The sequence below is a fragment of the Methanothermobacter sp. K4 genome (assembly GCF_022014235.1).
GTDB lineage: Archaea > Methanobacteriota > Methanobacteria > Methanobacteriales > Methanothermobacteraceae > Methanothermobacter.
In genome coordinates this window covers 106,062-117,962 of the sequence record NZ_JAKLTD010000003.1, presented here as the reverse complement: position 1 = coordinate 117,962, position 11,901 = coordinate 106,062, and the positions used below count along the sequence as shown (strand labels likewise).

At 48.9% G+C, this 11,901-nt stretch carries 15 protein-coding genes; 5 read left to right on the top strand and 10 right to left on the bottom strand.

What is annotated here, in order from left to right; translation table 11 throughout:
- Positions 1 to 107: 107 nt before the first annotated feature.
- The 6 genes from L5462_RS07490 to L5462_RS07465 are packed head-to-tail and all read right to left on the bottom strand — an operon-like array spanning position 108 to position 3,422.
- Positions 108 to 716 carry a superoxide dismutase gene (locus tag L5462_RS07490; RefSeq protein WP_237780155.1) on the bottom strand — a complete coding sequence of 203 codons (609 nt, stop codon included), beginning with the start codon at positions 714 to 716 and terminating at the stop codon, positions 108 to 110.
- The gene (locus L5462_RS07485; RefSeq protein WP_237780154.1) at positions 717 to 1,403 is read right to left on the bottom strand and encodes a peroxiredoxin; all 687 of its coding nucleotides are present in this window, start codon (positions 1,401 to 1,403) and stop codon (positions 717 to 719) included.
- A gap of 3 nt (positions 1,404 to 1,406) precedes the next feature.
- The gene (locus L5462_RS07480; RefSeq protein WP_013295428.1) at positions 1,407 to 1,925 is read right to left on the bottom strand and encodes a ferritin; all 519 of its coding nucleotides are present in this window, start codon (positions 1,923 to 1,925) and stop codon (positions 1,407 to 1,409) included.
- Entirely contained in the window at positions 1,915 to 3,087 is a 1,173-nt protein-coding gene (locus L5462_RS07475; protein WP_237780153.1) for an FprA family A-type flavoprotein, read from the bottom strand. Before L5462_RS07475 ends, L5462_RS07480 begins: the two co-directional genes overlap by 11 nt.
- A complete protein-coding gene (rd, locus tag L5462_RS07470) occupies positions 3,088 to 3,249 on the bottom strand; it encodes a rubredoxin (protein WP_237780152.1) in 162 nt (53 codons plus the stop codon).
- 11 nt (positions 3,250 to 3,260) lie between these two features.
- Positions 3,261 to 3,422 (bottom strand): rubredoxin, encoded by a 162-nt coding sequence (locus L5462_RS07465; RefSeq protein WP_237780151.1) that lies wholly within the window; start codon positions 3,420 to 3,422, stop codon positions 3,261 to 3,263.
- 317 nt (positions 3,423 to 3,739) lie between these two features.
- On the opposite strand from L5462_RS07465, the gene L5462_RS07460 reads away from it, so the two are divergent.
- Positions 3,740 to 5,836, top strand: a complete 2,097-nt coding sequence (locus L5462_RS07460) for a pseudomurein-binding repeat-containing protein (protein ID WP_237780150.1) — start codon at positions 3,740 to 3,742, stop codon at positions 5,834 to 5,836.
- Positions 5,837 to 5,898: 62 nt separating this feature from the next.
- Here L5462_RS07460 and L5462_RS07455 read toward each other — a convergent pair whose 3' ends face one another.
- The 4 genes from L5462_RS07455 to L5462_RS07440 form a co-directional block, all read right to left on the bottom strand.
- Positions 5,899 to 6,087, bottom strand: a complete 189-nt coding sequence (locus L5462_RS07455; protein WP_370005135.1) for a hypothetical protein — start codon at positions 6,085 to 6,087, stop codon at positions 5,899 to 5,901.
- Positions 6,088 to 6,182: 95 nt separating this feature from the next.
- Positions 6,183 to 6,578: a universal stress protein gene (locus L5462_RS07450; RefSeq protein WP_237780149.1), complete on the bottom strand. Its 396-nt coding sequence runs from the start codon at positions 6,576 to 6,578 to the stop codon at positions 6,183 to 6,185.
- 10 nt (positions 6,579 to 6,588) lie between these two features.
- Complete coding sequence (locus L5462_RS07445; RefSeq protein ID WP_237780148.1) at positions 6,589 to 7,140, bottom strand: flavin reductase family protein; 552 nt, start codon at positions 7,138 to 7,140, stop codon at positions 6,589 to 6,591.
- A 5-nt stretch (positions 7,141 to 7,145) separates the two neighbouring features.
- Positions 7,146 to 8,852 (bottom strand): ABC transporter ATP-binding protein, encoded by a 1,707-nt coding sequence (locus L5462_RS07440; RefSeq protein WP_237780147.1) that lies wholly within the window; start codon positions 8,850 to 8,852, stop codon positions 7,146 to 7,148.
- Between the two features lie 179 nt (positions 8,853 to 9,031).
- Here L5462_RS07440 and L5462_RS07435 point away from each other — a divergent pair, with 179 nt between their 5' ends.
- The 4 genes from L5462_RS07435 (at position 9,032) to L5462_RS07420 (ending at position 11,901) form a co-directional block, all read left to right on the top strand.
- A complete protein-coding gene (locus L5462_RS07435) occupies positions 9,032 to 9,559 on the top strand; it encodes a nicotinamide-nucleotide adenylyltransferase (RefSeq protein ID WP_237780146.1) in 528 nt (175 codons plus the stop codon).
- Between the two features lie 9 nt (positions 9,560 to 9,568).
- Positions 9,569 to 10,000 (top strand): molybdenum cofactor biosynthesis protein MoaE, encoded by a 432-nt coding sequence (locus tag L5462_RS07430; protein ID WP_237780145.1) that lies wholly within the window; start codon positions 9,569 to 9,571, stop codon positions 9,998 to 10,000.
- A gap of 10 nt (positions 10,001 to 10,010) precedes the next feature.
- Complete coding sequence (locus tag L5462_RS07425) at positions 10,011 to 11,231, top strand: HD domain-containing protein (RefSeq protein ID WP_237780144.1); 1,221 nt, start codon at positions 10,011 to 10,013, stop codon at positions 11,229 to 11,231.
- Positions 11,232 to 11,334: 103 nt separating this feature from the next.
- On the top strand, positions 11,335 to 11,901 hold the full coding sequence (locus L5462_RS07420) for a UbiX family flavin prenyltransferase (RefSeq protein ID WP_237780143.1): 567 nt from the start codon (positions 11,335 to 11,337) through the stop codon (positions 11,899 to 11,901).

The window sequence follows — 11,901 nt, the reverse complement described above, 5'->3', positions numbered from 1 at the left end:
TCATAAATTCTGTTTCTTGATTTAATAAACTTTATATACTTAATCAGCCTCCAATATCGTGAATGAACCAAAGTTAAGAAATAGAAAACTGTTCTAAAAAAATAATATTAAAAGAGGTCGTTGAAGCGTTTTTCAACCTCTTTCCAGTTTACGATGTTCCAGAATGCGTCAACGTAGTCGGGTCTCACGTTCCTGTAGTCAATGTAGTAGGCGTGTTCCCATACATCCAGGACCATGAGGATCCTGAAGTGGGGTATCACGTTGACATTGTGCTTCTCAACCTGCATTATGAAGAGCCTGTCGGTCCTCTGGCAGTAGGTGAGTACAGCCCATCCTGAGCCCTCCGCACTCACAGCAGCCTGAGAAAACTCTTTTTTAAATCGTTCAAAGCTTCCGAAGTCCTTCTTTATGTACTCTGCAAGCCGTCCCCCTGGTTCTCCTCCGCACTCATCTGCGGGTCCCATGTTACCCCAGAAGAATAGGTGCAGGACGTAGCCCCCAACGTGGAATGAGAGTTCCTTGAGTGCCGCCTTGATGTCAACTTCTTCGTCATTCTCCCTGGCATCGTCCAGTTTTCTGAGGATGCCGTTGGCCCCATCAACGTAGGCCTGATGGTGCTTCTCATGGTGTATCCTCAGCTGCTCCTCTGATATGTATGGTTCAAGGGCATCGTAGGGGTATGGGAGTTCAGGGAGTTCATAGAATTTTTTCTCCATCTAATCACCACCTGTGCTGCGGTGGCAGAGCCACCAGTCGTAGCATTCGTATTCCTCTTTCCTTTTCCTGGCGGTTTCAATATCAGATGCCGGTGGGACTATCACATGGTCACCTATGAGCTGGTTATTGGGCCAGTTTGCAGGTGCAGCGACCCCCTCGGCATCTATGACCCTGAAGGCTCGTATCATCCTCACGATCTCAGGTATGTTCCTTCCAAGTTCCTGTGGATAGTAGAGTATCGCCCTGATTATTCCCTGGGGGTCAACCACGAATACCGCCCTCACCGTATTTGTGGGCCTCGCCGGGTGTATGAGGCCAAGGGTATCAGCGACTCTCCCGGTATCCGCTATCACAGGAAACTCGATCTCAGTGTCAAGGTTCTCCTCTATCCATTCGATCCACTTGATGTGTGAGAAGACCTGGTCAACACTGAGGTCCACAAGTTCACAGTCTAGTTCCCTCAGTTCAGGGTAGACCTCCTGGAACGCCACAAACTCCGTTGTGCAGACAGGTGTGAAGTCTGCAGGGTGGCTGAAGAGTATGAACCATTTCCCCTTGAATTCAGCCGGGAGTTTCATCATCCCATGGGTTGTCTGGACCTCCATTTCTGGGAATTTATCCCCTATGAGGGGCATGCCACGCCCCTTCTTCTTAACCTTTCTGAGTTCGTATACCTTCTCCCCCATAAATTATCCCCCCTTCTCATTTGCTGGTGGGTTGTAAACCCTCTTTCCAAGTTCCGCGTCAAGCATGAGGAGGCCGCTTGGTGAATCCGATGCAAGGCGCACCTTCTGGAGCACTGAACCCGCGGATTCCTCCTCCTCAACCTGTTCTGCCACGAACCACTGGAGGAAATTGTTGGTTGCATGGTCCCTCTCTGAGATTGCAAGGTCAACAAGGTCATTTATGAGTCCTGTCACCTTCCTCTCATGTTCCAGGACATGCTTGGATACCTCCAGTGGGGACTCCCACTCGAATGGTGGTTTCTCTATCTCCTCAAGCACGACCCTTGCACCCCTCTGGACAAGGTAGTCGTAGAACTTCATTGCGTGCGCAAGTTCCTCCTGGGCCTGGACACGCATCCAGTTTGCAAATCCCGGGAGGTCAGAGGCCTCATAGTAGGCTGCCATTGAAAGATAGAGGTATGCTGAGTAGAGCTCAGCGTTTAGCTGCCTGTTGAGGGCCTCCTGCATCCTTTCACTTACCATTTAATTCACCCCCTATTATTTTCTTTATCTGAATGGCAAGTTCATCTATCCTCTGAAGGTCCTCCTCCGTGGGAAGGCCCTTCACAAGGACTGGTTCAAGGTACTCCACGTTCATGTTGGATAGCAGACCCTTGACCTCGGATTCAATGAGTGTCCCCCACCCATATGATCCAATCAGTGCAACGTGCTTCACAGGGGGTCTCAGTGCATTAACAAGGTATAATGCCGATGCAACTGCCGGGTGGGGCCTTGTGAGTACCGTGGGTGATGCTACAACCAGGATTGAGGCATCGACGAGTTCCGTGAGGAATTCCCCTGTATCGGACTCTGCAACATTGATGGGTCTCACACTCACATCAAGTTCCATGAGCTTCTCTGTGAGTCTTTCAACCATGATCCCCGTGCTCCCGTGCATGGTGGTGTATGCGATCACCGTTTTACTGCCCCCTGAGGTCCATCCCCTGTATGCATCGATTATAAGGTCGGGTATGGATACAAGGGGGCCGTGGGATGGTGCTATGAGTGATATGTCAAGGTCCGAGATCTTCCTGAGGTTGGATGTGACCATCTGGCTGAAGGGCATCATGATATGGGCGTAGTACCTCTTGGCCTCCCTCAGGAAACCCTCAGGCACCTCCATGATGTCTGATGTTGCAAGGTGTGATCCAAAGAAGTCGCAGGTGAAGAGTATCCGCTCCTCCTCAAGGTAGGTTACCATGGTGTCAGGCCAGTGCACCCATGGTGTTACAATGAATCTCAGCGTCTTATCACCCAGGGAGAGCTTTTCGCCATCCTCAATTGCCCTGAAGTTTCCATCGATCCTTAAAAGTTCCCTGAGGAGTTCAATGCAGGCAGGTGTCCCCAGGACCTCCGCGTCAGGGTACATGTCAAGGAGTTCCGGGATTGTACCTGAGTGGTCCTGTTCTGCGTGCTGGGAGATTATGTAGTTGATGTCAGTTTCCATCTCCCTTATGGTCTCAAGGAATTCGCTGCTCTTTGAGGGCTCTGCAGAATCAATGAGTGCCGTGGCACTGCTTCCAGAGACGATGTATGAGTTGTAGCTTGTGCCCCGTGGGAGGGCTACAAGCTCATCGAAGGTCCTCCGGTCCCAGTCAATGATACCGGTGTAGTAAACCCCATCTGCAATTCTTCTGGCTTTCATTTAATCCATCTTCTTGAACTGGTCCTTTCCAACTCCACATACAGGGCATACCCAGTCGTCGGGGAGCTCCTCAAATGGTGTTCCGGGTTCTATCCCTGATGTGGGGTCTCCCTCTTCAGGGTCGTAGATGTATCCGCACATCTGGCAGACGTATTTATCCATTTATTCACCTCTCAGTCCAGTGGTTTGAACATCTTCTTCCTTGCACCGCATGATGGGCACCTCCATGTTTCAGGGAGGTCCTCAAATGGTGTTCCGGGTGGTGTGTCTGTCCTTGGTTCACCCTTCTTAGGGTCGTAGATGTATCCACAAACCCTGCATTTGTATCTTTTCAAGTTTAACACCTTTCTCTTTAATTTTAGAGACACTATATTATTATTACTCTTTAAAAATTTAAAATTATCTATAATGTTTCCATGAGAACCTTTAAATCATCGAATCGCCTCCTTCAGGAAGACCCATTAGATGCTAGAGGAAAGAATAAATAAATTCTTGAACAATTAACAGAGCTTTTAAAATAAATTAAACGAAAAAATCCTTAATATTTTAATTTCAAAAGATTTTAAAAAAATTTAATAGTTGCCACAACTATATCTATACTGTACCAAGTCATTGTACTGAAGGTGCAATAGAAGACTCAGAGTTGATTTAAATGAAAAGACATCTTCCTTTAATCTTGCTGGGTCTTATTGCAATAGCCTTTTCTGGGACGGCCAGTGCAGTGGACATCTACGTTAATGCCACTGGGGGGAATGACAACAACGATGGACTCTCATGGGCAACGGCAAAGGCCACCATAAAGAATGCAACTGGATCAGCTGCAGACAATGACGTTATATGGCTTGCAGACGGCGAATACACCGGCCCAGATAACAGGGCCGTGACCATCGACAAGAACCTGACAATCACAGGTCAGACAACAGAAGGCACCATCATAAACCTCGAAGGAAACCCAAGATTATTCACAGTCACAAAGGACCTCAAACTATCAAATCTAACAATAAGAAACGCTTACTCAACCACCACCTCAGGGACAATATACATCTACAATGCAAACCTCACAATCCAAAACTGCCTACTCCTAAACAACACATCACGATTTGGAGGAGCAATATTCGCAGATTCCTCCTCCAGGGTAACAATAACAAACAGCACATTCACACAAAACACAGCAAACTCGTATCATGGAGGAGCAATAGGAGCACTTTTCTCCACGGTAACAATAACAAACACTACACTGATCAACAACACCGTAAACCTGTATCATGGAGGAGCAATATACGCACAGTCCTCCAGGGTAACAATAACAAACAGCACACTGACCAACAACACAGCACCCAATTTAGGAGGAGCAATATTCGCAGATTCCTCCATGGTAGCTATAGGGAACACCACAGTGACCAACAACACAGCACCCAATGGAGGAGCAATATACGCACATTTTCGCTCCACGGTAACAATAACAAACAGCACACTGACCAACAACACAGCAACCAATGGAGGAGCAATATACATATATTTATCCTGCACATTAACCATGACAAACACCACACTCACCAACAACACAGCAAACCTTGCTGGAGCAATAATTGTGCGTAGTTGCTCACAGCCAGCCAAAATAATGTTCTGCCGTATATTCAACAACCCGGACCAGACAGGTCTAAATGTCTACGCAGATTATAGTGCTGTGGATGCCCGATTCAACTGGTGGGGATCCAACAATCCAGACTTTTCAAGCCTTGTCTCAGCAAATGTAACATACAACCCATGGATCGTCCTTAGAATAAATGCCAACCCAGACACAGTACTCATAGGGGAAACCTCACAGATAACCGCGGACCTCCAGCACGACAGTGACGGAGCACTGCACGACCCAACTGAAGGCATAATCCCATACAAAGGACTAGCAAACTTCTCCACAACCTTCGGCTCAATAACCGACACAAACTTCACAGATGGCACCGCCACCTCAACACTAACCAACCTCAACACCAGGGGGAGCGCCACAGTATATGCCAAAGTTGACAACGAAACGGTTAACATCACAGTCACAGTCCTGCAACCAGCAACCTTCGCACTAAGCAACTTAACAGTCACACCCACAACCGGAGTAGCACCACTAACCATCACAGTCAAAGCCAACATCACCAACACAGGAGACATCCCCGGAGACTACACAGCAACCCTCAAAATAAACCAGAAACCCATAAAAAACCAGACAGTCACCCTAAACCCTGGAGAAACAAAAACCATTGAATTCATAAAAACACTGCAACCAGGAACCTACAACGTAACAATCGACACACTCCCACCTAAACTGGTAACTGCAGTTATAACAATAAACCAGCTCGCAGGAACTGCAAACTGGGTCAAAAAATACTACGTGCTTTATAAAAGACTCCCATCTTCAGTGACAATCTCAGGAAAAGGATTCACAATGGCACAGTTCCTGGACCTCCTTGTACGTGCAACCATCCAGATCAATGCAGGCAACCTGAAACCACTAAGCCCACGAACCGTCGGCTACGCAGGCTCAACAGGAACCTCCAGATCAATCAAACTCTCAAAATCAGCTTACATATCCACAGCAATCACCATAAGAAACTTCATAAACACCTACAAACGGGCCCCCAGATACGCAACAACCGGGTATGGGAAAATACCATTCACAAGACTCGTCTACATCTACAGTAAAACCATAGGGTTCTATGGAACCTACAAAAGACTCCCAAACTATGTGAGTATCTAAAACCCCATTTTTCCATTTTTTTATTAAGGAAATAGAATAAGAGAAATAGAATGTTAATTTGTTCAGTCAAAATATTTCATCCTGACCACATTGAAGCCCACTACACAGCCAACAAAACCCATCCTCACATAAGGACTTACAGGGGCATAAACCGCAACTGCTAGTATAAGCACACCCACAACGGTATGGGTTAACAGGTTCTTCCAGTCCGTAAGGTACTCCCGGATTCCTCTAAACACCCTTCTCAACATAACACCTCATACATCGAAATACTATATATCAAATTTTGATATATCAAATAATGATATATCATTTATATATAGCTTTCGGTGGGAAAAAGGGAGTTCTATTTAACAAGGAGTACCGGTACCTCAACTGTTTTGAGGGTGGTCTCGGCCACACTGCCCATAAGAAGCTTCTCAAGACCTGAACGCCCATGGGATGCGATAACCACAAGGTCCGCCCCTGTTTTCTCAGCTATCTTCTTCATATCATGCGCGGGACTCCCAAATACCAGGACCTCATCCACCTGGACACCGGCCTCCCTACCCTTCCTCTGCACAGCCGCCAGGATCTCCTTTCCCTCGTCCTCAAGGACATCAAAGGGGTAGATCAGCTTCTCATCAATAACATGCACAGCAACCACAACAGACCCCAGACGCCCTGCAAGTTCAATGGCAAGGTCCTCAGCCTTTGCTGCATACTCTGAACCATCGGTTGGGACCATGATCCTCTCAAACATCATAAACCACCTATTCAATGCGCTTCACATGATCCCCAACAACAAACACTGTACCGCCCACATGGAGGACTGGCTTAACCGATTCAACATCAAGGAGACCATCCCTTATGCATCCAGAGCAGACCGAGGCATTCACAACGGACCCCACTATGAGGTTGTGGTCCCCGACCTCACACATCCTGAGGAGTTCACATTCAAGGTGCGCGACCGCCTCGGCTATCCTTGGGGGCTTAACCCTCTCCGATGGAATCCAGTTAAGACCTGCGGCCTCAAGTTCATTCTCACCCGCCGGGAAGTCCCTGGCGGTTACCCACATCTCATCAATTATATCCACCGGCGTTATGTTAAGTACAAACTCATGGGTGTCCTCAACATTCACTGCGGTGTGGTGGCTAGGTGCAGATGCAAAGGCCACAATTGGGGGGTCAATTGACACAGGCATGGTGAAGGAAAATGGGGCCGCATTTATATTCCCCTCCTCATCCACCGTGGTTACAATGACGGTTGGCCTTGGAGTAAGTATTCTGTGTGCATTCTCCACAGGAAAATTCTCGAATTCCATTTATATCACCCCTTAACCCTTTGAAGATATTTTGCATGGCTTCTTTCAACAAACTCATCGCAGAGGCCATCTGGTTCGCCGTCCATTACAAGACGGCCGTCCTCAACCATCACAGCCCTTGTGCTGAGCTCCCTTATGAAATCCACATGGTGGCTCACCATTATTATGGTTGTCCCGAACTCCATGTTGATCCTCTTGAGGGAATTTGAAACCATCCTGAGTGTTATGGGGTCAAGGTCCCCGAATGGCTCATCAAGGACAAGTACATCGGGCCTTGATGCAAGGACAAGGGCAAGGGTCGCCCTCACCCGCTCACCCCCTGAGAGCTCATATGATTTCCTGTCAAGTATGTCCATGGGGAGGTCCAGGGCCCTGAATATGGGCTCAGCATACCTCTTAACCTTACTGTCAGGGAAGCTGGGGAAGAGCTCCTCGAGTATCTCAGGTGAAAGGCCAAGTTTCTCAAGCCTGTATCGGGCCTCTGTTTCAGGAAGGTCTGTGAGCTGGTAGAGCACATCAAGGACCATGTCACTTATACCCAGCTCCTCGGCCCTCTTCCTTGCCTCTGCAACAACATGTTCACCTTTAACACCAAGCCTTGAGGCTATCTGGCTCCTTAGGGTGGCGTGATGTACAAGGGCAAACTCCTGATGCATGAAACCCATCTTTCTCCGTATACCCATCCTTTTAACGCCAGGTTCATGCATGTTAACCCATTCACTGTTAAGCCTGAACTCCACCGTACCCTCATCAGGAAGGTCCAGACCCCCTATCATCCGGAGGAGCACCGTCTTGCCGGCCCCGCTGGGCCCTATTATGGATACTATCTCACCCTCCCTGATATCAAGGTTAACATCCCTCATCTCAAGGACCGCCCCGCCCTTGAGGAGTACGAACCTCTTGGCCAGGTCCCTGACCCTGAGGATCTCCCTCTCTGAGCTGTGGGGTGTGTAGTCAACCGGGGGTTCAATGTCCCTCATGAACCGCTCGATAATCCTCCCGGGTTCCCCCTCATCAACGATGCGGCCGTCCTCCATCAGGACCACCCTGTCTGCAAGGTACTCGTGGACTTCAGGCAGGTGTGAGACCAGCACCACCGTGACACCCAGTTCCCTGTTGATGTTCTTTATGGCATCCAGTATCTCCTGCTTCGTCCCCGGGCACGACATGGTTGCGGGTTCATCAAGAAGAAGTACCCTGGGTTTTTTTGCAAGCTGCCTGGCCATTATGAGCCTCTGCTTCTCGCCGCCGCTGAGGACAGGTGCAAAGTGCTCGGCCTTGTGGTCAAGTCCAACCACCCTGAGGAGCTCCATTGCCTCCTCACCGAATTCATCATAGGCGAAGTCAAAGTCTGTCATTGACTCGTCACCATATTTTGCAGCATACAGCTTCCTTATTACATTCTGAAGGGCGGTCTCCGACCAGAGGCCAAAGGACCTCTGGAGGTGAATTGCAGTTTTCTTTTTGAGTTTTGAGAAGTAGTACTGTCCCGAATCATGCTCAACGGTTACATCATCCAGGGTTATCCTCCCTGAATCAAAGGGTTCAACACCCCTCAGGATCCTCAGAAGTGTTGTCTTACCTGAACCGCTCATGCCAAGTATTCCCAGGATTTCTCCCTCAGAAACCTCAAGGTTAACATCGGAAAGTGCCCTGAATTCATCTCCATTCTCAAGTTTATAGGTCTTTGTCAGGTTCTCCACCCTTATCATTGCATCACCGCAACCATTCCTTCAAGGTTCAAAGATACCAGATCTCATGGCAGTGCCTGAAAAACTGCCAGTGAAAATTTCATCTAATCGCTACAGCAACGTGCTGCCATGAATATATACTAGAACCACTATAGTTCTAATAGTTTTACTGACATAATAACCTTTATGCGGTGATATGAATGAGGGGATTACTGGTTGGAAGGATGCAGCCATTCCACAGGGGACACCTACAGGTTATAAAGAGGGTGCTCGGGGAGGTTGATGAACTCATAATATGTATCGGGAGCGCCCAGCTGAGCCACAGCCTCAGGGACCCCTTCACCGCCGGTGAGAGGGTGATGATGCTGACAAAGGCACTCAGTGAGAACGGTATCCCCGCATCAAGCTACTACATCATACCCGTCCAGGACATAGAGTGCAACGCCCTCTGGGTTGCACATATAAAGATGCTGACACCCCCATTTGACAGGGTATACAGTGGAAACCCCCTTGTACAGCGGCTCTTCAGTGAGGACGGCTATGAGGTGACTTCACCCCCCCTGTTCTACAGGGACAGGTACTCAGGGACAGAGGTGAGGCGGAGGATGCTGGATGATGGCGACTGGCGCTCACTCCTTCCAGACTCAGTGGTTGAGGTTATAGAGGAGATAAATGGCGTTGAAAGAATAAAACACCTTGCAAAAAAGGAAGTTAGTGAACTGGTTTAGGTGTCAGAAATGATGGTCATGGTGACAGATGAAAAGGAAGCCTTCAGAATGGATGACCTCCTGGAACATGTGAAGAAGAGCCCCTACCTCGATGAATGCGGCGCAGTATTCACATTTGAGGGCATCGTCCGTGGTGTTGATGATGAGAGGACAGAGAAGCTCATACTGACAACACCAGACATTGAAAAGGCCCAGAGGGAACTTGAGGGGATAGTTGAGGATGTGATGGGGAAGTACCCTGTGAGGGACGTGGCCGTTGTGCACTACGTGGGGGAGTTCTACGTATCAGAGACCCTCTTCATGGTGGCGGTTGCGGGACCTCACCGTGGGGAAACCCTTGAAGCCCTCAAAGAGATAATCGAGAGGACAAAGTATGAAATAGACTTCAAAAAGGAGGAGTACACCAGCAGTGGCAGGAACGTTATCATGTCAGGCGGCTAGGAGTCTTAAAATGAAGTTCATAAGGGACAGCGTCCACGGTAACCTGAAGCTCACCGAATTTGAGGTGAGGGTGGTTGACACTCCCCAGGTTCAGCGACTCAGGAGGATAAAGCAGCTGGGATTCACAAATCTGATATACCCCGGAGCGAATCATTCAAGGTTCGAACACTCAATAGGTGCCATGTACCTGGCATCGAGGCTGGCAGAGCACCTCAACCTTGGACCTGAAAAGAAGAGTATACTGAGGCTCTGCGCCCTCCTCCATGATGTGGGTCACGGTCCATTCTCCCATGTATCTGAGGGTGTCCTTGAAAGGTCCCATGAGAGCCTCACAAGGGAACTCATAAGGGAATCGGTGCTCGGTGAGATAATATCAGAGGAGTTCGACCTTGAACAGGTTATGAGGATACTGAGGGGTGAGGGTGTCCTTGGACAGGCAATCAACGGGGAGCTTGATGTCGACAGGATGGATTACCTGCTGAGGGACTCCCACTACACAGGGGTGGCCTACGGTATAATAGACGTTGAAAGGCTGATATACAATATGAAGATGGAGAACGACCTTGTCCTTGACAGGAAGGGTGTCCAGGCCGCAGAGTCTGCCCTTCTTGCAAGGTACTTCATGTATCCCAGCGTCTACCAGCACCACACCACAAGGATCGTGAACTCCATGTTCAGGAGGTGCCTCAGGAGTCTCATATCTGAGGGGGTGCTGGATGAATCCAGGATATACAGGTATGATGACATGGACCTCATCGTAATGTGCAGAAATCAGGAGGGCCTTGCAGGAGATATGATACAGAGACTGGACAACAGGGACCTCCTCAAGACCGTGGACTCTGTGAAACTCAATGAACTCGAGGACCCCCAGAGGGTATTCAGGATCACAGATGCTGAGATAAGAAAGGCCGAGAAGGAAATTGCAGAGGACATGGACCTGGACCCGGATTATGTTGTGGTTAACCTTCCTGAGTACCCTGCATTTGATGAGATGAGGACCCAGGTTTCTGTGGGGGACTCCATCGTGAACCTGAGCCATATATCAAGTCTCGTGGGGGCGTTGAAGGAGGCGCGGTTCAACCATGCAGATATCTGTGTATACGTGCCCCGTGAATCCGCCGCAGCATTCAGGGAATTCAGCCTCCACGACTACATGGATCTCCCTGAGAGAAGACCGGCACACCCCAGGCAGCTCCGCCTCACGGTACCTGATTACCTTAAATTCAGATAAATAACACCAGATTATGACAGATAACAAAACCTCCGCGAATACCTTAAATTCAGATAATTCTCATCAGATGTGATCATCCATAAAACACTCAGAAGTGATTCAGATGATAATACTGGCAATGACAGGTGCAAGTGGCGTTATCTACGGGGATAGAATACTCAGGGCCCTGAAGGACGCCGGAGTGAATGTTGGACTCATGATAACCGATACCGCACGTGATATAATCCGATATGAGCTTGGAAGAGACCCTGAAACCCTGGAAGAGATGGCTGATGAGTGCTTTGATTCTGATGACTTCACATCATCAGTTAACAGTGGCTCCTCCAGTTTCAGTGCCATGGTCATAGCGCCATGCACAATGAAGACTCTATCAGCGATAGCCAACGGATATGCGGGCAATGCACTCACAAGGGCCGCTGATGTGTGCCTCAAGGAGAGGCGTAAACTCGTCCTTGTGCCAAGGGAGACTCCCCTTAGAAGCGTGCACCTTGAGAATATGCTCAGGGTCTCAAGGGAGGGGGGGATAATACTCCCTGCCATGCCCGGGTTCTACCACAGACCATCATCCATAGAGGAGATCGCCGACTTCATAGCGGGTAAGGTGCTGGACGTCCTGGGGATAGAGAATGAACTCTTCAGAAGGTGGAGCGGTGAGGACATGAAGCCTTAA

What these genes read in the sequence shown, in the direction of transcription:
- L5462_RS07460 (WP_237780150.1), top strand. Translation starts at nt 3,740, where the DNA reads ATGAAAAGACATCTTCCTTTAATCTTGCTGGGTCTTATTGCAATAGCC.
- L5462_RS07480 (WP_013295428.1), bottom strand. Translation starts at nt 1,925, where the DNA reads ATGGTAAGTGAAAGGATGCAGGAGGCCCTCAACAGGCAGCTAAACGCT.
- L5462_RS07425 (WP_237780144.1), top strand. Translation starts at nt 10,011, where the DNA reads ATGAAGTTCATAAGGGACAGCGTCCACGGTAACCTGAAGCTCACCGAA.
- L5462_RS07455 (WP_370005135.1), bottom strand. Translation starts at nt 6,087, where the DNA reads ATGTTGAGAAGGGTGTTTAGAGGAATCCGGGAGTACCTTACGGACTGG.
- L5462_RS07440 (WP_237780147.1), bottom strand. Translation starts at nt 8,852, where the DNA reads ATGATAAGGGTGGAGAACCTGACAAAGACCTATAAACTTGAGAATGGA.
- L5462_RS07430 (WP_237780145.1), top strand. Translation starts at nt 9,569, where the DNA reads ATGATGGTCATGGTGACAGATGAAAAGGAAGCCTTCAGAATGGATGAC.
- L5462_RS07420 (WP_237780143.1), top strand. Translation starts at nt 11,335, where the DNA reads ATGATAATACTGGCAATGACAGGTGCAAGTGGCGTTATCTACGGGGAT.
- rd (WP_237780152.1), bottom strand. Translation starts at nt 3,249, where the DNA reads ATGGATAAATACGTCTGCCAGATGTGCGGATACATCTACGACCCTGAA.
- L5462_RS07475 (WP_237780153.1), bottom strand. Translation starts at nt 3,087, where the DNA reads ATGAAAGCCAGAAGAATTGCAGATGGGGTTTACTACACCGGTATCATT.
- L5462_RS07435 (WP_237780146.1), top strand. Translation starts at nt 9,032, where the DNA reads ATGAGGGGATTACTGGTTGGAAGGATGCAGCCATTCCACAGGGGACAC.
- L5462_RS07490 (WP_237780155.1), bottom strand. Translation starts at nt 716, where the DNA reads ATGGAGAAAAAATTCTATGAACTCCCTGAACTCCCATACCCCTACGAT.
- L5462_RS07450 (WP_237780149.1), bottom strand. Translation starts at nt 6,578, where the DNA reads ATGTTTGAGAGGATCATGGTCCCAACCGATGGTTCAGAGTATGCAGCA.
- L5462_RS07445 (WP_237780148.1), bottom strand. Translation starts at nt 7,140, where the DNA reads ATGGAATTCGAGAATTTTCCTGTGGAGAATGCACACAGAATACTTACT.
- L5462_RS07485 (WP_237780154.1), bottom strand. Translation starts at nt 1,403, where the DNA reads ATGGGGGAGAAGGTATACGAACTCAGAAAGGTTAAGAAGAAGGGGCGT.